Raw genomic sequence first — 20,104 nt, forward strand, 5'->3', positions numbered from 1 at the left:
GCGGGTGTCCACGCCCGCGTGTCAAAGGGAGCGAGCGGCAGGAGTCTCCTGACTCCCAGGCGGCCGTAGCCGCCCGGTCACAGTGGCGGGACCGTCCCGGATTTGCACCGGGTTCCTCCGCTACCGCTCGTCGGTCACTCTGTCGCACCGCCGCCCGCGCCGTCAACGCGACCCGTCGTGGCCATCCTCACCCGGCCGCCACCCGGCACTCGCAGGACAGCGCGGGCGGCCCGCGGCGAGCACCCCGCCACCTTGCGCCCACGGCGGCTGGCCTGTTCCACGGGCCGGCGGCCGAATGCGGCGCCGGTGCATCAGTGCGGTCTGTCGGGGACGTGCTCGTCGCGGGCGCCGACCGCCTTCTCGGTGCCGGGCAGCGGCGAGGGCGCCAGCCGGTCCAGTTCGGTCAGGACGTCGGTGACTGCCAGTGCAGACCGTTCCACGAGCGGCCGGAGCCGCCCGTACAGCGCCGCGTCGGCCGGGTCGGGGTGGGTGCGCGCGGTGACGTCGACCAGGTCCGCGGCGCGGTCCAGGTCGGGCAGGCGGCCGATGGCGTGCAGCCCGAGCAGGCAGGCGCCCATCGCGGTACCCTCCGGCGTGTCGGCGATGGCGACGGGCAGGTCCAGCGTCGCGGCGAGGATCTCGACCCACAGCTCGGAGGCCACCGCTCCCCCGGTGGCGCGGACTTCACTCAGCTCGATCCCTTCGGCCCCGAAGGTGTCCCGGACCAGGGCCAGCTGCTGGCACACCCCCTCGACGGCAGCGCGGACCAGATGCGCGCGGCCGTGTTCGCGGCGCAGCCCCAGATAGGCCCCGCGCATCCCGCCACGCCACCACGGTGCCCGTTCCCCCAGCAGGTACGGCAGGCAGAGCAGGCCGTCGCTGCCCGCCGCCACCGCCGCGGCTTCGACCAGCAGCGCGGCGTCGCGGACGTCGGCGTCCTCGCCTTCGGCGGCGGGACGGTCGAAGCCTTCCGCCATCGTCTGGCCGGCCCAGCGCACCACCGAACCGGCGTTGTTGACGGCGCCGCCGAGCACCCAGCGGTCTTCGGTGAGGGCGTAACAGAAGAGCCGCCCGGCAGCGTCGGCGGTGGGCTTGCCCACGACCGTCCGCAACGCTCCGCTCGTCCCCAGCGAGACCGCGGCGACGCCGGGCGGGGTGGCGCCCACGCCGAGGTTGGCGAGCGGCCCGTCGGCGGCGCCGATGATGAGCGGGGTGTCCGGGGCCAACCCGGCCGCGGTGGCGACGTCGGGATGCAGGCGCAGAGCGGTGGTGGTCGGCACGACTTCAGCGAGCCGGGTGGCGTCGATGCCGGCGAGATCCAGGGCCTCGGGATCCCACCGACGCTCATGGATGTCGTAGAGCCCGGTGCCGGACGCCACCGACAGGTCGACGACGAAATCCGCCCGGGCCAGGCCGCCCAGCACGATCTCCTTGACGCCGCCCCAACGCGGAGTGTCTCGCAGCATCCTCGGCTCGTGCGCACGCCACCAGGCCAACTTCGCCAACGGCGACATCGGATGCACGGGCGTGCCGGTGCGGGCCTGCAGGGCTTTGGCGCGGCCAGACGCGACGATCGCCTCGGTCTGCGGCGACGAACGGTTGTCCGCCCAGGTCATGAGCGGACCGGCGGCGGTACCGCTGCCGTCCAGTGGCGCAAGGCCGTGCAGGAAGGCGCTGAGGCTGACCGCGAGCACGTGGTCGCCACGCTCCCGGCACTCCTGCGCCACGGTGACGAGCGCCTTGGCGGCGGCGTCGCGCAACTCGGCGGGGTCAAGTTCGGCTCGGCCCGGGCCGGGCACGGACAGCGGATAGTGCACGCTCGTGGCAGCGCGGACCTCGCCGTCGAGGCCGGCGGCAACCGCTTTCGTCGCAGTAGTTCCGGTGTCGATCCCGATGACGACGTCCATGCATCCTCCCGAATCCCGCGCCACTGCCGGCTCGTCGAGCAGGAACATGCCCGATGGGCCGTCCGGTCATGCGGCCGGTGCGATGATGGGCGGGTGCGGGTGCTGATCGTCACGTCGGGCTCCACCGGCGACGTGGCCCCGTACACGGGATTGGGAGCCCGGCTCCAAGCCGCCGGTCACGACGTCACCGTCGCCACGCACGAGCATTTCCGCGACCAGGTCGCGCTGCCGTTCGTGCCGCTGCCCGGCGACCTGCGGGAGATCCTCCCGCAGGCCCACGGTCAGGACGGCCGCGGTTCGGGGACCGGACCCCGGGCGTTGGTCCAGCTGCTGCGCATCGCGCGCCCGCTGGTCGCGGAGCTGGGTGCCGGAATAGCCGCTTCCGTACGCGAGACGCAACCCGACGTCGTCCTGCTCTCCACAGTGGTCGCTCCCCTCGGCTATCAGGTCGCCGAGGCCGCGGGCATCGGTTGCGCAGGAGTCTTCCTGCAACCGATCCATCCCACCGGCGCGTTCGGTCCGGTGCTGCTGGGCGGGCGTTCCGCCGGCCCGCTCGGCAACCTGCTGTCCGGCCGACTCGCCGAAGCAGCGGCACGCCCGCTCTACCGCGGTCCGGTCCGTGAGCTGCGGTCCCGCCTGGGCCTGCCCCGCCGCAGCCTCTCCCGGTTGCAGCACGACCAGCGGCATCGGTGGCCGACGTTTCACGGGTTCAGCCCGGTCGTGGTGCCGCGCCCGTCGGACTGGCCGGCCTCGCAGGAGGTCGTCGGCTACTGGTGGCCTGCGCGGCCGCCGGGGTGGACGCCGCCGCCGGAGCTGTCCGCGTTCCTGGCCGCCGGCCCGCCACCGGTGTTCGTCGGCTTCGGCAGCATGGCCCCCGGGCACGGAGACCGCCTGTCCGGCCTGGTCCGGGCGGCCATCCGGCAGACCGGCCGCCGCGCCATTGTGCAGGCCGGCTGGTCGGGGCTGCGCGGCGCCGGCGACGACCCCGACGTGTTGAGTATCGGCCCGGTGCCCCACGACTGGTTGTTCCCGCAGCTGGCAGCGGTGGTGCATCACGCGGGCGCGGGCACCACGGCGGCCGGGCTGCGCGCGGGAGTGCCGGCCGTGCCCGTGCCCGTGCTGGCGGACCAGCCGTTCTGGGCGCGCCGGCTGCACGACCTCGGGGTGAGCCCGGCGCCGATTCCGCTGTCCCGGCTCCGCGCCGACCGGCTGGCGGCGGCTCTGACGGCGGTCACGACCCAGCCCGCCTTCGCACAGCGAGCGCAAACGATCGCCCAGCGGCTCGCCGCGGAGGACGGCGCCGCCCGGATCATTACCTGGCTGGACGGCGTCCAGTGAACCTATCCATCGTGCCACGCGGTCCACTTACCACGCGTTCCTGCCCGAAAACACTGCGGCCCGCTACCCGAAACGCCGCGCGGCCGCCCCGGAGAACCGGGACGGCCGCGCGGGACGAACGAAACTCAGCGCTCGCTGATCGGCACGAACTGCCGCTCGGCTTCGCCGGTGTAGAGCTGGCGCGGGCGGCCGATCTTGGTGCTCGGGTCGGCCATCATCTCGCCCCACTGCGCGATCCAGCCGGGGAGCCGGCCGAGCGCGAACAGCACGGTGAACATCTTCGTGGGGAAGCCCAGAGCCTTGTAGATCAGGCCGGTGTAGAAGTCCACGTTGGGGTAGAGCTTGCGCGACACGAAGTAGTCGTCCGCGAGGGCGATCTCCTCGAGCTGGAAGGCGATCTCCAGCAGCGGGTCGGGACGCTCCAACGTGGAGAGAACTTCCTTCGCAGCCTTCTTCACGATGGCGGCGCGCGGGTCGTAGTTCTTGTAGACCCGGTGGCCGAAGCCCATCAGCTTGACACCCTTTTCCTTCGCCTTGACCCGGCGGACGAAGGACTGGACATCGCCACCGTCGGCGCGGATCTGCTCGAGCATCTCCAGGACCGCCGAGTTGGCACCGCCGTGCAGCGGGCCGGACAGGGCGTTGATGCCCGACGACACCGAGGCGAAGAGGTTGGCCTGCGCGGAGCCGACCAGGCGCACGGTCGACGTGGAGCAGTTCTGCTCGTGGTCGGCGTGCAGGATGAACAGCATGTCGAGGATCTTCGCGATCTTCGGGTCCACCGGGTACTCCACGGTCGGCAGGCCGAAGGTCATGCGCAGGAAGTTCTCGACGTAGTCGAGCGAGTTGTCCGGGTACGGCAGCGGGTGGCCGATGGACTTCTTGTACGCGTACGCCGCGATGGTGGGCAGCTTCGCCATGAGCCGGATCGCGGAGATCTCGATCTGCTCAGGGTCGGTCGGGTCCAGCGCGTCCTGGTAGAACGTGGACAGCGCGGTGACCGCCGAGGACAGCACCGCCATCGGGTGCGCGTCGCGCGGGAAGCCGGAGAAGAAGGCGCGCATCTCCTCCTGCAGCAGCGTGTGCACGCGGATCTTGTCCGCGAACTCGGCGAGCTGGGCGGGCGTCGGCAGGGCATCGTGGATCAGCAGGTAGGAGACCTCCAGGAAGGAGGACTTCTCCGCGAGCTGCTCGATCGGGAAGCCCCGATAGCGCAGAATGCCGGCGTCACCGTCGATGTAGGTGATCGCCGAGGCGCACGATGCCGTGTTGACGAAGCCCTGGTCCAGGGTGACGTAACCGGTCTCCTTGAGGAGGGCGCTGATCTCGACGCCACCGGGACCTTCGACCGCCGGACGCACCGGCAGAGACAGTTGGCCACCAGGGTGGTCGAGCTTGACATCCGTCATGTATTTCCCTCACTTCACCGGCAGATGTCGCCAATAACCTGCCGTTCACCGTAAACCCTTGGGCTGAGCGGGTCATCAGACGGTCGACCGCTGAGGTATTGATCACGGCCGCGCCGATCCGTGAACCGGCGGGGACCATCGATAATCGTCGGCGGATCGCGTCGTGGCGAACTCCTCCTGGCGGTGGTGTGTTCGCCTGGCCGAGCAGTCGTTACCCCGATGATCCCCCGGATTGCCGCTCGGCGCGACAAGAAGCCGGGCGAATTGTGGAAGAAGCTGCGCCAACCGGCTTCTGGTCGAAGATCCTGCGCCAACTCGCGTACGCGCGTCCCGCCTAGCCCGCATGATGATCGCAAGACCCGCATGGCACCGGCGGTGGAGGCTGACGCCATGGCGGGTGCGCTCCCGCGGCGCTGCGCGTGCCCGGTGCTGTCCACGTCCGGCAATCCGCCGGGGACGGCCCGGCCGGCACCCGATCAGTCACGGGGGCGGCTGACGAGTTGAGCGGGCCGGGGGGCGATGCGCGTGCAAACCGCTGCTTCGTCCCGTGCTGCCCACCTGCCGTGGCAGGTGTTCGGCGGGGCCGGCGTAACCGCGACCGTGCTCTACGTTCTCGACCTCACCTCGGTCGTGGACACCGCCGCTTTCCTCCTGATCGGCCTCGGCACTGTGGTGGCCTGCGGCACCGTGCCGCTGCGGTCCACCGCCCGGCCCCGCGCGGCCTGGCCGCTGATGGGCGCGTCCGCCCTGTGCTTCCTCGTCGGTGTCATCGTTCGCCCGCTGGTGACCGAACAGCCGCTGCTGGCAGACGCCGCGACCGTGCCCGGCTACGCCCTGCTCGGCCTGTTTTTCACGCTGCTGCTGAAAGCCCGCGGCGGCGTCACCCGGCACGCCGTCCTCGACGGGCTCATCGTCTGCCTGGCCGGTGGGCTCGCCAGCGCCCTGCTGCTCGCCGCGCCGGCCGCCGAGATCGCCGACCGCCCGGCCCTGGTGTCGTTCCTCGCCGGGCTCTACCCACTCTTCGACATCGTGTTGCTGGCGCTGTGCTTCAACCTGACCTTCACGGCCCGCACCTGGCCGCCGGTGTTGACCGCGCTGGTCGCTGGCATCGGCCTGATGGTCGCCGGCGACCTCATGTACGCGATCATCGGCGTCTCCGGGCGCACGTACGCGTCGCCGCTGCTCGATGTGCCGTTTCTGCTCTCGTACACGCTGATCGGGTTGAGTGCTCTGCACCCCTCCGTGGCGGAGCTGGGGCGCGCCGACCGGCACCAGGTGCAGGCCTGGTCGTGGCGCCGCATGTCGCTGTTGGTGCCCGCCATCGCCACCCCGTTCGTCCTGCTGGTGCTGGTGGGTGGGCACTCCGCCGGCAACCGCATCCTCATCGCCTGCTGCGGCGTGTCGATCGTGGCGCTGCTCCTGCTCCGCGCGGTGTCAGCCGTGCAAGCCCAGGCGGCGGCCCAACGACACTCCGAGCATCAGGCCATGCACGACCCGCTGACCGGGCTGCCGAACCGGCGGATGGCGACCACGGAGGTCGAACGGCTGGTCGCCGCGCTGGCCGCCGACGCGACCACCCGGGTCTGGGTCTGCTTCCTCGACCTCGACGGCTTCAAATGGGTCAACGACTCGTGGGGTCACGACACCGGCGACCAGCTGGTCATCGAGGTGGCCGACCGGCTGCGCGCGGCACTGCCCACCGGAACAGTTCTCGCCCGGGTCGGCGGGGACGAGTTCGTGGTGGCGTACGTCGGCGAGGAAACCGGGGCGCTACGCCTGGTCGACCGGGTGCAAAGCTGCTTCGCGACGCCACTGCCCCTGCACGACACCGAGGTCGTGATCAGCGCATCACTCGGCCTCGCCCACGCCCCCGGTGGCGGCGACCCCGCGCTGACCACCGAGGCCCTGCTCCGCGACGCCGACACGGCCATGTACCGCTCGAAGGCCGAAGGCCCCGGCCACGCCACCATTTTCGACGTGTCGATGCACGACCGGGTCCGCGAGCGCATCGAGCTCGAAGGAGCGCTGCGCGCCGCCCTCGCCGACGACGGCCTCACCGTGGTCTACCAGCCCATCGTGCACCTGGACTCGGGCCGCCCGACCGGCGCCGAGGCCCTCGTCCGCTGGACCCACCCCGACCGCGGCCCCATCCCGCCGATGACCTTCATCCCGGTGGCCGAGGAAGCCGGCCTGATCGACACGTTGGGCACCTGGGTCCGCAACGAAGCCCTGCGCCAACTTGCCCTGTGGCGCGCTGACGGCACCGTGACCGGCGACTTCTACCTCTCCATCAACGTGTCCCCGCGCCAGCTCGAAGACCCGCAGCTGCCGATGGTGGTCGCCCGGGAACTGCAGCACCACGGCGTACCGGCCTCTGCCGTCGCCCTGGAGATGACCGAGTCGGTGATGGCCGACGGTGGCGGGCTCGCCGCCCGCGTGCTCTTCGAACTGCGCGAACTGGGTGTACGCCTGCTGGTCGACGACTTCGGCACCGGCTTCTCGGCGCTGGGCTACCTGCGCCGCTTCCCGGTCACCGGCGTGAAGATCGACCGATCCTTCGTCTCCGGCCTCGGTGAAAGCGGCGAAGACGAAGAGATCGTCCGTGCGGTCGTCGCCATGAGCCGCGCCCTGGGCCTCAGCATCGTCGCCGAAGGTGTGGAAACCCGCGCCCAACGCGATGCCCTCGCCGCGGTCGGCGTCACCCAGGCCCAGGGCTGGCTGTGGGGCCCAGGTGTCCACCCCGCCGACTTCGTCCTGCACTGGGCCGCCCACCGGCACGCCCCGGGCCCGGCCCCGATCGCCGCCGGCAACTCCTGACGATCACCCTCCCCACCAGGTGACAAACGTCTCGTACACCTCTGGCGTACCTGCCACAGATCCGGCATTATTCCTTCGGCCAGGGTCCTTGCGTGCGCCCCGGCCGTGCCGATCAGCTGAGGACGAGGAGGCGACACATGGCAACTTTGCTCGGATCCGACGGCTCAGTGGTGTGGCTCGTGACCGTACTCATGATCCTCGCCACCGGCCTCTGCGGCGCGGTGCTCGCGGCCACCCGTCCGCAGCCTGCCCCGATCCGCGCCCAGCGCCGCAACCACGAGCGCTGACACGCGCCGTGCTTCACGACGCGCACGTCACCGACCCGGTATTGGTGAACCTGACCTGAGCAACCGCGGGGCCTGGACCAGAGCTGGACGGTCCCGGGATGCGCTGCGCGCGTACGGTGCCGGGTAGGTTGTGATTTATGCGGTTCGCCACGTGGAATGTGAATTCGGTGAAGGCTCGCTTGCCGCGCCTGCTCGAGTGGCTGGCGACCTCCCAACCGGACGTGCTGTGCCTGCAAGAGACGAAGGTGGCCGCGGACGCTTTCCCGGCTGCGGAGGTGGCCGAGCTGGGTTACGAGACGGCCGCGCATTCCCAGGGGCGGTGGAACGGGGTCGCCGTGCTGTCGCGGATCGGGCTGGCCGAGGTCAGGCGGGGTTTTGACGGGGAACCGGGCTTTCCCGATCCGGAGGCGCGGGCGATCTCGGCCACCTGCGGCGGGGTGCGCTTCACGTCGATCTATGTGCCCAACGGGCGGACGCCGGATGATCCGCACTACCGCTACAAGCTGGACTGGCTGGCGGCGTTGCGGACGGCGCTGGCGAAGCAGAGCGGTCCCGCAGTGTTGACGGGTGATTTCAACGTGGCGCCTACCGACGCGGATGTGTGGGACCCGGCGCTGTTCATCGGGTCGACGCATGTGACGCCGCCGGAACGAGACGCGCTGTCCAACTTGCGGGAGTTGGGGCTGGTGGATGTCGTGCCACGGCCGATGAAGGGTGACCGTCCGTACACGTACTGGGATTACCGGGCCGGGATGTTCCACCAGAACAAGGGCATGCGGATCGATCTCGTATACGCGTCCGCGGAGGTTGCGGAGGCGGTCCGGGATGCGGTGGTGGACCGGGAGGCACGCAAGGGCAAAGGACCTTCCGACCATGCACCCGTCGTCGTCGACGCTGACCTCGGTTAACCCTTCTGAGCCGCGCCGTGGGCCGCCCTGGCGCGTAGGGTGGTGGAGATCGCTGCCGGGAAAACAGAGAGGAGGACCGTGGTGACCGCTCATCTTCCGCTGCAATCGGACGAGCGCCGCAGGGACGACCCTGCGACCGGTCCGCCGGTTGCTGTTCCCGCTCCCGCGCTGCTGCTGGCCGCGCTGGACGCTTCCGCCGAAGCTATCGTGCTGTGCACCGCCGCGGAGCACACGATTCTGCTGGTCAATGCCGCCGCGTCGGAGTTGCTGCCGGCCCTGCAGCTGGGCGGCAGCGCAACGGACGGCACGCTGCGCGGTCTCGCCAGCGCCGTCGCGGCGAACGCCGAAACCTTCACCGATGAGTACGGGGGCAGGCAGGTCCACGGCCGCCGGCGGCCGTTGGACGAGGACCACTACGCCTGGTACCTGCGCGATTGCACGGCGGAGCTGCGCCGCGCCGCGGAGTATCGCGCCGAGCGGGACCGGAGCGCGTTTCTCGCCGAGGCTGGGCGGCGGCTGTCCGCTTCCCTGCATCAGCGTCGTTGCCTGCGGACCACCGTCGAACTTGCCGTGTCGCAGCTGGCCGACGCCGCCATGATCGTGCTGCCCGCGCGGCGCCGGCAGAGCGAGTGGATGCGCCTGGTCGCCAACGGCTCCGTCGAAGAGGGCACGCTGCGGGAGCAGGTGCTCAACGAGGTTCCCGGGCTGGAAGAGGCACTCGCCGGATTTCCGCCGATCCCCAGTCGCTGGCTGGACGCCGCTCAGATTCCGTCGTGGCTCCTGCCGGCCGGCTTCGGCGAGGTCGGCGCGTTGCTGGTGACCCCGCTGCCGGGCAATGCCGAGCCGGCCGGTGCGCTCATCCTGGCCCGACGCAGCGCCGGGTTCACTCCCGAGGACGAGATGCTGGCCCGGATCTTCGCCGCCCGCGCTGGCGCCGCGATCTCCGCCGCTGCGCTCTATCGCGAGCAGGTCGACACCACGGCCATCCTGCAGGCCGACCTACTGCCGCCCGAGCTGCCCCGGCCGGACGGCGTCGAGCTGATCGGCTCCTATCAGGCCGCGCGTGACTCGCTGCGGATCGGCGGCGACTTCTACGACGTGTTCGAGCCGGCCGAGGCCAGCGGCGACACCGTGGTCGTGCTCGGCGACGTCTGCGGCAAGGGTCCCGAGGCTGCGGTGCTGACCGGAAAGATCCGGCAGACGCTGCGCGCCCTCTGCCTGGTCGAGGATGACCCCGCCGTCCTGCTGACGGTGCTCAACCAGGCGTTGCTGGGCAGCAGCCGCCAGCACCGGTTCGTCACGCTGGTCGTCGGCGCGATCAGCCGGGCCGAGCACGGTCGGGTCCGCTTGGAGCTCGCCACCGGCGGCCACCCGCCCCCGCTCGTGCTCCGCGCCGACGGGAGCGTCGAGGCCGCCCCGGTCAGCGGCACCCTCATCGGTGTCGTCCCGCAGATCACCATCCGGCCGAGCGCGATCGAACTGGCCCCGGGCGAAATGTGCCTGCTCTACAGCGACGGGCTCACTGAGGCTCGCGGCGGCGTGACCGGCCAGGAACAGTACGGCGAGACCCGGCTGCGCGACGCGCTGGCGAGCTGCCAAGGCATGCCCGGCGACGCCACAGTGGAACGGATCCGTCAGCTCGTCTCCGACTGGGTGCACGGCGGCACCCGGGACGACATCGCCATGCTCGCCGTCCGTGCCCCCACCCGAACGCCGCTCAGTCTCATGGGTGCCGGCGCCCCGACCGGCTCGCCGTTCGCCATCGACGCCCGGCGAGGTGACCGAAGGAACCGAGCCCGCTCATGACCGTCTTTTCCCAGGCGACGTCCCGGTCGCTCGACGACCCCGGCCTGCACGAGCATTATCTGCGCCTCCTCGGCGACGGTGACGAGTACGGCGCCGTGGAGGTCGTCACCGCGCTGCTCGACGACGGCGCCCCGGCCGACCGCATCATGCTGGACCTCATCGCGCCCGCCCAGGGCCGGGTCGGTGAGCTGTGGGCGGCGAACGCGTGGACGATCGCCCGGGAACACGCCGCGACGGCGATCAGCGAACGTGCCCTCGCCGCGGTGGCGGCGCGCTGCCAGATCCGTCCCACCCGTGGACGGGTCACCGTTGCCTGTGTCGATGGTGAGTGGCATGCGTTGCCGGTCCGCATCCTCGGCGAGATGTTGCGCCTCGACGGCTGGCGGGTCGATTTCCTCGGCGCCAGCGTGCCCGGCCCCCATCTGGTCACCCACCTGCACCAGACCGGCCCGGACGCGGTCGCCCTCAGCTGCATGATCGCCACTCGACTCCCCCGAGCGCACGCCGCGATCACGGCCTGCCGCTCCGCCGGGGTGCCGGTGATGGCGGGCGGCCGCGGCTTCGGCCCGGACGGTCGCTGGGCGCAGCGGCTGGGCGCTGACGCCTGGGCAGCCGGCGCGAACGAAGCTGCCGCCCGACTCGCCGAGGACTGGCCGCCGGTCATGGGCGACCCGTACGACACGGCGTTCCTGGGCGACGACGAGTACACCTACCTCGTGCGCCGCCGAGGCGATCTCGTCCGCACCGCCCTCGAACGGCTGACCGCCACCTATCCGCCGACAGCGGCGTACGACCAGCGCCAAACCGACGCCACGGTCGAAGATCTGGGACACGTCGTCGACTTCCTCGCCGCCGCCCTGTATGTCGGCGACGCGCAGGTCTTCACCGACTTCGTGGACTGGACCATCGCGGTGCTCCGGGCCCGCGACGTGCCACCGGCCGCGCTCGGTGTGGGCCTGCGGCTGGTCGGCGAGCAGCTCCGTGATTACCCGGCGGCGACGGCGATGCTCGGCGAAGGTCAGTCCCGAGTCCCCCGATAACCGTTGGACCGGTCCACGCCATCGGGCTACGGTGGCCGCATGACCTCCTGAGACGCAGCCTTCTGCCGCATTCTCGCCCTTCGGGCTGTGCCGGCGGCGCCGTCCGCCGTGGGTCCGCCGCATCCGGCGCCCGGGGCTTTGCTGATCTGCTTGCCGTACCACGGCATTCGCTTTGCTCTTGTGAGGAGGCACCACTATGCCTGCCGCATTCTCCGTCCACATCGATCCGGACGATCTCGCCCACCAGAACCTCGCCGCCGCGCTGTCCACTGCGACGGCGTCGCCAAGTGACCGGCAAGCGCCGGCCCTGGCCCACCATGGCGCGCAGGACGACCGCCAGGCCGCCCGGGAACGTTCGGGGTGGGCCCGCTCCGGCCGGGCAGCGACAGCCGGCACCGGCCGGTCGTACGCATTCCGGCGCAGCTGATCGGCTAGTTGTCGGCGCAGCACGGCTGGATAAGCAAAGGCAGAAGGCCGGGACCCTTGCCGGGGTCCCGGCCTCCTTCATGGCCGGACCACCGCCGTTCCGGGCCGGTGGTGGCGGCGGTGGTCCGGGTCTAGGGGCGCGGCGCCCAGCCAAGACCCACTGCGGCGTGCGCTCAGCCGAGGCGGGCGTAGACGTCGTCGAGCAGGCCCTGGTACATGTCGCTGCGGGTGTTGAAGTTGGGACCGCCGATGCGCAGGGGCAGGTTGTTGCCGATGCTCAGCGCGGTCGGGATGGTGATGTGGCCGCGGTCCTTGCCGTCGACATAGACGGTGAGACGGTTGCCGGAGCGCTGGCACATGACGTCGTGCCACTTGTTGTCGGCGACGCCGACACTGGAGCGCACGAGGTAGACGGTGGGCTTGGTCGAGCCCTGGCCGACCACCACGCAGTGGGCCTTGGCCTGGTTGGCGCCGATCTGCAGCTTCCACTGGCTTTCGGTGTCGACGACGCCCTTCTGCATGACGTTCGAGGAGCCGGCCACCTGGGCCTTGGTCAGGCGCAGCGTGGCACCCCACCGGAACAGGCGGGTGCCCGGGTCGAGGTCGGGGTCGTCGGTGCCCTCCAGCAGTGCGCGGGGGCAGGTGGTGGCACTCTTGGCGCACGGTGCGGGGAAGGCCGCGTACTTATCGGCGGTCGTGCCGTTGAAGTTGACGCGGCCGCGGTCCGCGGTGCGGATGGTGAGGGCGGAGCCTCGGCCCGACCGGTCGGAAACCTTGCCGCCGGCGACGGTGCCGGTGTCGAAGGTGTAGCGCGCAACGGTGACGGGTGCGGTCGCGGTGGGTGCCGCGAGAGCTGGCGCGGCAAGTGCGGGAACAGCGAGGCTAGAGGCGGTCAGAGCGGCGGTAGCGAACGTCGTGGCGAGGCGCATGCCACGAAAGGTACTTTCAGCGCCTAAGTCTCACAAAATGCATCGACTAGGCGTTTCGGGCAGGACCTAGAGCAGACCGGCCGACTCGGCAATCATGCAGACGGCCACCAGACGCATCAGGTGCCACTCCGCGCGCAGCCAGGCCGTGCCCGACACATACGCGTGCCCGGGCTCCGGCACCGGCCGGCCCATCCGGTCGGCGGCGGCGGCGATCGACTTGGCGTACGCGGCCAGGCCCTCCGCGTCGACTGCGCGGCCGGCATGTCCCAGAGCGTCGCGAACGGCGGCCGCGTGCTGGTCGACCTGGGCGAGCAGACCTGCGTCACCGTGCGCGGCGACCAGGCCGTCGACGCCCACCCGCGCCATCATCTCGTCCAGGAGCGCGCGGGCCGGGTCGGCGGCGGGAGCGGTGGAAACCGGGGCGAAGGCGAGGAATTCGTTCGTCATGGGAAGGACGCTAGGGCCTCGGGGGCGCGGATAACAGGCAGGTAACCGAACGGCACCCGACCGCACCCACAGCGCACCCGGCGGGACCCGGATTCAGGCCGGGAGCTGGTCCATCGCCCGGTAGATCCGCTTGTCCGAGACCGGGTAGGCGGTCCCGAGCGACTGCGCGAACAGGTTGATCCGCAGCTCTTCGATCATCCAGCGGATCTCCCGAAGCCCCTCGTCAGCGGGGCCGCCCACGGGCAGTTCCTTGCGCAGCTCGCGGTACTCCCCCTCGACCTCGTGCAGCTGAGCCATCAACTGCCGGTCACGGGCCAGGTTGCCGCCGAGACGGTCCAGCCGGTACGCCACGCCCTTGAGGTAGCGGGGCAGGTGGTGCAACTGCCGCCAGCCGGTGTCGGTCACGAAGCCCGGGTAGACCATGGCCTTGAGCTGAGTCCGGATGTCGGCGAGGGCGGGCAGCAGCGCCGGGTCACGGGTGGTGGCGAGCCGCTGGCCGATGTCGTACGAGGTGGCAAGCACCGCGCGGACGTGGGTGACGACCGCGGCGGTGGCGTCGACGAGCTCGGCCCGGACCTCGTCGCGCAGCTTGGTGAACGCAGGCCCGGACCAGGCCGGACCGCCGGCGTCCTGCACGAGCCGGTCGACCGCCGCGCCGGCGCAGTCGTCGAGCAGGTCGGCGATCGAGCGGTACGGGTTGCCCCGGGACAACTCCAGCTTGGCGCGGTTGTCCAGGCGGCCCTGCAGGTAGCGGGCGGCGGGCGGCAGGGTGAGCAGGAGCAGCCTGCGGGTGCCGGCCCGCATCGCCTCCCGCTGCTCCGCCTCGGTTTCGAAGACGCGGATTGCCACACTGTCGGTCTCGTCGGCCAGGGCCGGGTAGACGGTGACCTGGTAGCCGCCTCTGACCTGCTGGACCGTGCGCGGCACCGTACCGAAATCGCCGGTCGTGATGCCGCGCCGCTCGATGTTGCCGGCGGCGGCGGAAATGGTGGCCTGGACCTTCGGCGCCAGGGCGGCGCGCAGCACGTCGAGGTCGCGGTTCTCCCCCATCACGGTGCCGTCCTCGCCGACCACCTGGAAGTTCATGCGCAGGTGGTCGGGGACCTGGTCAGGCCGCCAGGCGTCGCGGGGCACGACCGTGCCGGTGAGCCGGCGCAGTTCGTCGCCGACGGCGTCCGGGAGCGCGCCTCGTCGAGCCGGAATCCGGGACACGACGGCGTCGGCCCAGTCCGGCACCGGGACGAAGCTGGTGCGCAGGTGTTTCGGCAGGGCCCGGATCAGCGCCACCACGATCTCGCGGCGCAGGCCGGGCACATTCCAGCCGAAGTCGTCGCCGTCGAGCTTGTTGAGCAGCGGCAGCGGTACGCGGACAGTCACCCCGTCGGCGGCGGTGCCGGGCTCGAACTGGTACGACAGCGGGAGCCGAACATCCCCGGCGAGCCACGCGTCCGGGTAGGCGGCCGGGTCCACCGCGTCGCGGCCGCTGTTGACCAGCAGTTCCCGGGTGAAGGTCAGGAGTTGGGGGTTGTCTCGGCGGGCCTTCTTCCACCAGGCGTCGAAGTGCCGGGCGGACACCACGTCGGCCGGGATCCGGGCGTCGTAGAGGGCGAAGACGGTCTCGTCGTCCACTTTGATGTCGCGGCGGCGGGCCCGGTTCTCGATCTCCTCGATCCGCTCCAGCAGAGCGGTGTTCTCGGCGAAGAAGGCGTGGTGGGTGTCCCAGTCGCCTTCGACCAGTGCGTGCCGGATGAACAGCTCCCGGCACAGCGCCGGGTCCACCTTGCTGTAGCCGACTTTGCGCCGGGGCACGATCGGCAGCCCGTAGAGGGTCACCTTCTCGTACGCCATGACGGCGCCTTGTTTCTTTTCCCAGTGCGGCTCGCTGTAGCTGCGTTTGACCAGGTGCGGGGCGAGCGCCTCGGCCCACTCCGGCTCGATGCGGGCGTTGACCCGGCCCCAGAGCCGCGACGTCTCGACCAGCTCGGCCGACATGACCCAGCGGGGTTGCTTCTTGAACAGCACCGAGCCCGGGAAGATCGCGAACTTGGCACCCCGGGCACCGAGATATTCGCGCTTGTCGGTGTCTTTGAGGCCGATGTGGCTGAGCAGACCGGCGAGCATCGCGCTGTGGAAGCGGCGCCCGTCGGGGACCCGCTCGTCATCCTCGGTGATCACCAGGTCCAGTCCGCGGGCGACCTGCTTGAGCTGGGAATAGAGGTCCTGCCACTCCCGGACGCGCAGATAGTTGAGGAACTCGGTGCGGCACAGCCGGCGGAATTGGTTGCCGGACAGTTCGCGCTGGCGTTCGCGCAGGTAACGCCAGAGGTTGAGGTAGGTGAAGAAGTCCGATTCCTTGTCGGTGAACCGGGCGTGCTTCTCGTCGGCCTGCTGCTGTTTGTCGGCGGGCCGCTCGCGCGGGTCCTGGATGGACAGCGCCGCGGCGACCACCATGATTTCGGCGACGCACTCCTGTTCCCCGGCCTCGACGACCATCCGGGCAAGTCGGGGGTCAACCGGCAGCTGGGCCAGCTTGCGGCCCAGCGGGGTGAGTTTACGGCCGTCGAGCGCGCCCAGTTCCTCGAGCAGTTTGATGCCGTCGGTGACATTGCGCCGATCCGGCGGGTCGATGAAGGGGAAGGCGGCCAGGTCGCCGAGGCCGAGGTTGGTCATCTGCAGGATGACCGAGGCCAGGTTGGTGCGCAGGATCTCCGGCTCGGTGAACTCCGGCCGGCCGGTGAAGTCCTCTTCGGAGTAGAGCCGAATGCAGATACCGTCGCTGGTCCGGCCGCAGCGGCCCTTGCGCTGGTTGGCACTGGCCTGCGACACCGCTTCGATCGGCAGCCGCTGCACCTTGAGCCGATGGCTGTAGCGGGAGATACGCGCGGTGCCCGGGTCGACGACGTAGCGGATGCCCGGCACGGTCAGGGAGGTTTCGGCGACGTTGGTGGCCAGGACGACGCGGCGGCCGGTATGACGCTCGAAGACGCGATGCTGCTCGGCGGCGGACAGCCGGCCGTAGAGCGGAACGACTTCGGTGTTGCGCAGGTCGCGGCGGTTCAGGGCGTCGGCGGTGTCACGGATCTCCCGTTCGCCGCTGAGGAAGACCAGGATGTCGCCGTCGCTCTCGCGGCCCAGTTCGTCGACCGCGGCGGCGATCCCGTCGACCTGGTCGAGCGGCTCCTCACGGTCCTCTTCGGTCTCCACCACGAGCGGCCGGTAGCGTACCTCCACCGGATAGGTCCGGCCGGACACCTCGATCACCGGCGCCGGCCCACCCGGACCCGCGAAATGTTCCGCGAACCGGCCGGTCTCGATCGTTGCCGAGGTGATGATGAGTTTCAGGTCGGGCCGCTGTGGCAGCAATTGCTTGAGGTAGCCGAGGATGAAGTCGATGTTGAGGCTGCGCTCGTGCGCCTCGTCGATGATCAGGGTGTCGTAGCGGCGTAACAGCCGGTCGTGCTGGATCTCGGCCAGCAGGATGCCGTCCGTCATCACCTTGATCATGGTGTCGTCGGACACCTGGTCGGTGAAGCGCACCTTGTAACCGACCGTGCCGCCCAGCGGAGTGTCCAGCTCCTCCGCGATGCGTTCGGCCACGGTGCGGGCGGCGATCCGACGGGGTTGGGTGTGCCCGATCTGTCCCCGTACGCCGCGGCCCAGCTCGACGCAGATCTTGGGGAGCTGGGTGGTCTTGCCCGAGCCGGTCTCGCCCGCCAGGACCACGACCTGGTGGTCGCGGATCGCCGCGAGGATGTCGTCCTTGCGCTGGCTGACTGGCAGCTCGGGCGGGTACGACACCTGCGGCACGGCGGCAAGCCGGGTGTCGCGGCGCTGCTCGGCGCGAACCACCTCAGCGGCGATCTCCGCCAGAGCGGCGGTGCGCGCGGCAGCGTCGCGTACTTTGCGGAGGCCGTCGAGCCGGCGCCGGAGCCGGCGTTCGTCGCGGGGCAGCAGGTCGGAGAGGCGGCGGCGGAGCTCGGCGAGATCCTCGCTCAGGGGTGTCACAGACATGGCGCGTCAACAATAGGCAATCGGCGCCGGGAGCGCCCCGTGATTAATCCGGCAACGATTCGGCCGCCGCCCGTGTCCAGCCACCAATGACGATCTTTACCCCTGTCGAGACCGGTGGAGCGGGGAAAGGCGGGTGACGTCGTGATCGTCGTCGCAGAAGACCACGAGGACATTCTGTTCGTGTTGCGCAGGGCGTTGGAGCGGGCCGGGCACGAGGTCGTGGCGACCTCGGACGGCGAGGAAGCGCTCGAAGCGGTTCGGCGGCACAAGCCGGACGTGGTCGTCACCGACGTGGACATGCCCCGGATGAACGGGCTCGACCTGTGCCGGGCCATCCGGGCCGACGCCGGGTTGCAGCACATCCCGGTGGTGCTGGCCAGCGGTTCGCTGCTGCCGGGCGACACCCGCGCCGAGGAGGTCGGCGCGAGCGCGACCCTGCTCAAACCATTTCTGCCGGCCCAGCTCCTGGCCTGCGTGGCGGAGCTGATGCCGAACGCGCCGGCGCTTCCCCCGCGATAGCGGAGTCGGGCAGGGCCGCCTCCTGCACGGCGGCCCGCTCGGCGAGTGCCCGCGCCAGGGCAGCGCGCTCGTCCAGCAGCACCGGTGCCAGTGGCAGGGTGAACGAGAACCGGGTGCCGCCGCCGGGGTTGTCGGCGACCGCGATGACCCCGCCGTGCCGTTCCACGATCCGGCGGCAGATAGCCAGGCCGAGCCCGGTGCCGGCGTACCCGGCGGCGCTGCGCGCCCGGTGGAACGCCTCGAAGATGTTCGGCTGGTCGTCGGCGGGGATGCCGATGCCGCGGTCGGCGATCTCGATCCGGGTCCAGCCCGGCTCCGCAGCGCCCGTGGAGACGTCGATGTGGGCGGGGCGGCCCGGCGGCACGTACTTGAGCGAGTTGCCGATCAAGTTGTCGAAGACGTGCCGCAACATCGCCGGGTCCGCTTCGACCACCGGCAGCTCGCCCACGTAGATCTCCGGCGCCGGCACATCGACGGGCCGCGGCTGCTCGGTACGGTGCTCGACCACATCCGCCACCAGCGGACCGAGCGGCACCGGGCGTTGGGCCAGTGGCGCATCCCGGGCCGTCGTGTACGCCAACAACGTGTCGATCATGGCGGCCATCCGGTCCACGGCCCGCGCGATCCGATCCAGGGAGGCCCGGGCCGCGACCACCTCGGGTTGTTGCAGGCCGTCGCTGAGCTCGTCGACCGCCGTCTCGCAGTGCCCGCGGATCACGGCCAGAGGCGCCTTGAGGTCGTGCGCCACCACCCCGGCGAAGACGGCCAGATCGGTCTCGTAGCGCCGCAGCTCGGTGATGTCGTGGAAGACGGCTACCGCGCCGAGCAGCCCGGCGCTGGGATCGAGCGGTCGGCCGTCGACGCTGACCAGAATGCCGTCCGGTCGGGCGTCGTTGCGGATCAGCATCTCGACGCCGTCCGACGACTCGCCGTGCAGCGCCCGGACCAGCGGCATCTCGCTCACCGGGAACGGCGTCCGGCCATCCGAGCGGTACAGCCCGTAGTGCGCCTGCCAATCCTGCGGCCCGTCAATGTCCTCCGGCACGCCCAGCAGCGCTTTCGCTGCCGGATTGTGCAGCAGGAACGCCCCCTTCTCGTCGACCACGCCCACGCCGTCGCCGATGCTGTTCATGATCGCGTTGAGCAGCCCGGCCTGGCGCCGGCTTTCCGCCTCGGCACCGCGCAGGTCGGCAGTCGCCACCAGCACCTGCGCCTGAGCCCGGGACCTGCCGGTCGCCAGCACCCACACCAGCAGCGCGAGCATGAGCGAGACCAGGAGCCCCCCGCCCAGGACCATCGTGGCCGAGGTGCTGCGCGCACCCGGCAGATACCGCGAGTCGGCAGCGGTCGTCAGAGCCCACTGCCGGTCGGCGACCGGGAAGGAGGCCTGCCGGACCAGGTCACGACGGCCGCGGGCGTCGAAGGCGGCGACCTGGACCCGGCGGCCCTGGGCATCCGTGGCGTACAGCTCGCCGTCCAGCAGGCCCTGGCTCGCTGTGCTGAGCACACCGCCGAGGAAGTCCCGGCCGTGCAGGCCGAGCGCCAGCCAGCCTCGAAAGACCGGCCGCGGCCCGAGGCCGAAGACCGGCGCGACGAACAGAAACGACAGCTGTTGCTGAGCGAGCGGCAGGTCCCGGTCGCGCAGCAGCACGTACGCGTCCGACACACTCGGCTGCCCGGTGCGTCGGGACTCGGCGAACACGGCGGCCGCCTCCGGCGCGGCCGAGGCGTCGAGGCCGAACTGGCCGGGTGAGTTGGCGTTCACCCCGCGCCGCAGCACCGAGAAGAAGTGCTGTTCCGGCGTGCCCCGGGGATGCAGGGTGAGACCGACGACGCCCCGCGCACGCCAACGGCGCTGGGTCTCGGCGACCTCGTCGGGCCGGGTAGCGACCACGAACGCCACCGAGGTGGCACCCACCAGCCCGGCGTTGTCGAGTGGGGCGGTGGCGGCGTCGAACGAGGCCGGGGTCAGGTCGTCGTTCGTGCCCAACCCGGCGGCGACCGCCTTGACGATATCGCGGTACCGACCGGTCTCCCCGGTGACCGCCGCGCGGGCGACCGCTGTGCGCTGATCCATGACATGTGCGGCGTCCTCGTGCTGTCGGGCGCGCAGGGCCTCTACCGCGAGCACGGTAACGGCGACGCCGGGCAGCAGGACGAGAGCAGCGAGAAAGGGGCCGATCATCCGACTGTGCTGCATCCCCGTGCCCACCGGACGCAGCATAAAACGCGAATCACCCCCGCCGGAGGGGTTCCGCCG

At 71.0% G+C, this 20,104-nt stretch carries 13 protein-coding genes, 2 pseudogenes and 1 riboswitch; of the genes and pseudogenes, 9 read left to right on the forward strand and 6 right to left on the reverse strand.

Annotated elements, in window-relative coordinates; all coding sequences use genetic code 11:
• Nucleotides 1-18: 18 nt before the first annotated feature.
• A riboswitch (cobalamin riboswitch) is annotated at nucleotides 19-143 on the reverse strand.
• A gap of 168 nt (nucleotides 144-311) precedes the next feature.
• The gene (locus tag ACIA1L_RS24385; RefSeq protein WP_396075204.1) at nucleotides 312-1,907 is read right to left on the reverse strand and encodes a gluconokinase; all 1,596 of its coding nucleotides are present in this window, start codon (nucleotides 1,905-1,907) and stop codon (nucleotides 312-314) included.
• A gap of 93 nt (nucleotides 1,908-2,000) precedes the next feature.
• Here ACIA1L_RS24385 and ACIA1L_RS24390 point away from each other — a divergent pair, with 93 nt between their 5' ends.
• Nucleotides 2,001-3,245 carry a glycosyltransferase gene (locus ACIA1L_RS24390; RefSeq protein ID WP_396075205.1) on the forward strand — a complete coding sequence of 415 codons (1,245 nt, stop codon included), beginning with the start codon at nucleotides 2,001-2,003 and terminating at the stop codon, nucleotides 3,243-3,245.
• Between the two features lie 125 nt (nucleotides 3,246-3,370).
• Here the strand turns inward: ACIA1L_RS24390 and ACIA1L_RS24395 are convergent, their stop codons facing one another.
• Nucleotides 3,371-4,654, reverse strand: a complete 1,284-nt coding sequence (locus ACIA1L_RS24395; protein WP_396075206.1) for a citrate synthase — start codon at nucleotides 4,652-4,654, stop codon at nucleotides 3,371-3,373.
• 519 nt (nucleotides 4,655-5,173) lie between these two features.
• Between ACIA1L_RS24395 and ACIA1L_RS24400 the strand changes: the two genes are divergently transcribed.
• The 7 genes and pseudogenes from ACIA1L_RS24400 (at nucleotide 5,174) to ACIA1L_RS24430 (ending at nucleotide 11,939) form a co-directional block, all read left to right on the forward strand.
• The gene (locus ACIA1L_RS24400; RefSeq protein WP_396075207.1) at nucleotides 5,174-7,471 is read left to right on the forward strand and encodes a putative bifunctional diguanylate cyclase/phosphodiesterase; all 2,298 of its coding nucleotides are present in this window, start codon (nucleotides 5,174-5,176) and stop codon (nucleotides 7,469-7,471) included.
• 137 nt (nucleotides 7,472-7,608) lie between these two features.
• Nucleotides 7,609-7,758, forward strand: a complete 150-nt coding sequence (locus ACIA1L_RS24405) for a hypothetical protein (protein WP_396075208.1) — start codon at nucleotides 7,609-7,611, stop codon at nucleotides 7,756-7,758.
• A 137-nt stretch (nucleotides 7,759-7,895) separates the two neighbouring features.
• Nucleotides 7,896-8,666: an exodeoxyribonuclease III gene (locus ACIA1L_RS24410; protein ID WP_396075209.1), complete on the forward strand. Its 771-nt coding sequence runs from the start codon at nucleotides 7,896-7,898 to the stop codon at nucleotides 8,664-8,666.
• 81 nt (nucleotides 8,667-8,747) lie between these two features.
• Nucleotides 8,748-10,472: a PP2C family protein-serine/threonine phosphatase gene (locus ACIA1L_RS24415; RefSeq protein WP_396075210.1), complete on the forward strand. Its 1,725-nt coding sequence runs from the start codon at nucleotides 8,748-8,750 to the stop codon at nucleotides 10,470-10,472.
• Nucleotides 10,469-10,723, forward strand: a pseudogene (locus ACIA1L_RS24420) (B12-binding domain-containing protein); the annotation flags it as partial. The gene ACIA1L_RS24415 and the pseudogene ACIA1L_RS24420, both read left to right, overlap by 4 nt.
• Before the next feature lie 105 nt (nucleotides 10,724-10,828).
• A pseudogene (locus ACIA1L_RS24425) lies at nucleotides 10,829-11,512 on the forward strand (B12-binding domain-containing protein); the annotation flags it as partial.
• A gap of 196 nt (nucleotides 11,513-11,708) precedes the next feature.
• Complete coding sequence (locus tag ACIA1L_RS24430) at nucleotides 11,709-11,939, forward strand: hypothetical protein (RefSeq protein WP_396075211.1); 231 nt, start codon at nucleotides 11,709-11,711, stop codon at nucleotides 11,937-11,939.
• Nucleotides 11,940-12,111: 172 nt separating this feature from the next.
• Here the strand turns inward: ACIA1L_RS24430 and ACIA1L_RS24435 are convergent, their stop codons facing one another.
• The 3 genes from ACIA1L_RS24435 to hrpA all read right to left on the reverse strand — a co-directional run bounded on the left by ACIA1L_RS24435 (nucleotide 12,112) and on the right by hrpA (nucleotide 17,325).
• Nucleotides 12,112-12,867 carry a LamG-like jellyroll fold domain-containing protein gene (locus ACIA1L_RS24435; RefSeq protein WP_396075212.1) on the reverse strand — a complete coding sequence of 252 codons (756 nt, stop codon included), beginning with the start codon at nucleotides 12,865-12,867 and terminating at the stop codon, nucleotides 12,112-12,114.
• 66 nt (nucleotides 12,868-12,933) lie between these two features.
• Nucleotides 12,934-13,314, reverse strand: a complete 381-nt coding sequence (locus tag ACIA1L_RS24440; RefSeq protein ID WP_396075213.1) for a DUF6401 family natural product biosynthesis protein — start codon at nucleotides 13,312-13,314, stop codon at nucleotides 12,934-12,936.
• A gap of 93 nt (nucleotides 13,315-13,407) precedes the next feature.
• Nucleotides 13,408-17,325 (reverse strand): ATP-dependent RNA helicase HrpA, encoded by a 3,918-nt coding sequence (gene hrpA / locus ACIA1L_RS24445; RefSeq protein ID WP_396075214.1) that lies wholly within the window; start codon nucleotides 17,323-17,325, stop codon nucleotides 13,408-13,410.
• A gap of 141 nt (nucleotides 17,326-17,466) precedes the next feature.
• Here hrpA and ACIA1L_RS24450 point away from each other — a divergent pair, with 141 nt between their 5' ends.
• Entirely contained in the window at nucleotides 17,467-17,844 is a 378-nt protein-coding gene (locus ACIA1L_RS24450) for a response regulator (RefSeq protein WP_396075215.1), read from the forward strand.
• On the opposite strand, the gene ACIA1L_RS24455 is transcribed toward ACIA1L_RS24450, so the two are convergent.
• Complete coding sequence (locus tag ACIA1L_RS24455) at nucleotides 17,765-20,056, reverse strand: ATP-binding protein (protein WP_396075216.1); 2,292 nt, start codon at nucleotides 20,054-20,056, stop codon at nucleotides 17,765-17,767. The two genes, ACIA1L_RS24450 and ACIA1L_RS24455, sit on opposite strands and share 80 nt — an antisense overlap.
• Nucleotides 20,057-20,104: the final 48 nt, after the last annotated feature.

Origin of the sequence: Actinoplanes sp. NPDC051859, assembly GCF_044452725.1 — a bacterium.
Taxonomy (GTDB): domain Bacteria; phylum Actinomycetota; class Actinomycetes; order Mycobacteriales; family Micromonosporaceae; genus Actinoplanes.